At 71.9% G+C, this 733-nt stretch carries 1 protein-coding gene; it reads left to right on the top strand.

What is annotated here, in order from left to right; translation table 11 throughout:
* Positions 1 to 32 precede the first annotated feature (32 nt).
* Positions 33 to 733: polyketide synthase dehydratase domain-containing protein (locus ACTOQ1_RS42890; protein WP_440074373.1), on the top strand; the 701-nt coding region annotated here is incomplete at its 3' end.

Below are 733 nucleotides of genomic sequence, written 5' to 3'. Positions count from 1 at the left end.
TGGAGGGGATCGATCATCCGTTGCTGAGTGCGGTGACGGAGGTCGCCGGTGGTGAGTCGGTGGTCTTCAGCGGTCGTCTGTCGGTGGCCGCGCAGCCGTGGCTGGCCGATCACGTGGTCAACGGGACGGTGATCGTGCCGGGGACGGCGTTGGTGGAGCTGGCGGGCCGGGCGGGTGAGGAGCTGGGTTGTGCGCTGGTGCGGGAGCTGACGTTGCAGGCTCCGCTGGTGCTGGCGGACGAGGGTGGCGTGCGGGTGCAGGTGCTGGTCGGCGCGCTCCAGGAATCAGGGGCCCGCTCGGTGGCGATCCACTCGCGAGCCCATGACGCGCAAGACTGGACGCTGCACGCGCAGGGCGAACTCGCCGAGCAGACGACCGAGCCGGGTTTCGCGGTGGCGGTGTGGCCGCCGGCCGACGCGGTCGCGGTCGCGGTGGAGGACCTGTACGAGCGTCTGGGTGAGATCGGCCTGGAGTACGGCCCCACCTTCCAGGGACTGGCACGGGCATGGGTGCGACCCGGGGAAGTACTCGCCGAGATCGTGCTGCCCGAGCAGGCACACGCCGACGCAGCACGCTTCGGCGTGCACCCGGCCCTGCTGGACGCGGCGTTGCACGCCAGCGCGCTGGGTGATCTGTTGCCCGCTCCGGAGCCGGGGCGGCCGTATCTGCCGTTCGCCTGGAACGGGGTGTCGGTCCACGCGGTCGGCGCCACCACCCTGCGCGTCAGGGCGAC

The sequence above is a fragment of the Streptosporangium sp. OZ121 genome, assembly GCF_051918885.1.
GTDB lineage: Bacteria > Actinomycetota > Actinomycetes > Streptosporangiales > Streptosporangiaceae > Streptosporangium.
Note: the sequence above shows the minus strand (reverse complement) of the source record. Positions and strands in the feature narration are given on the sequence as shown.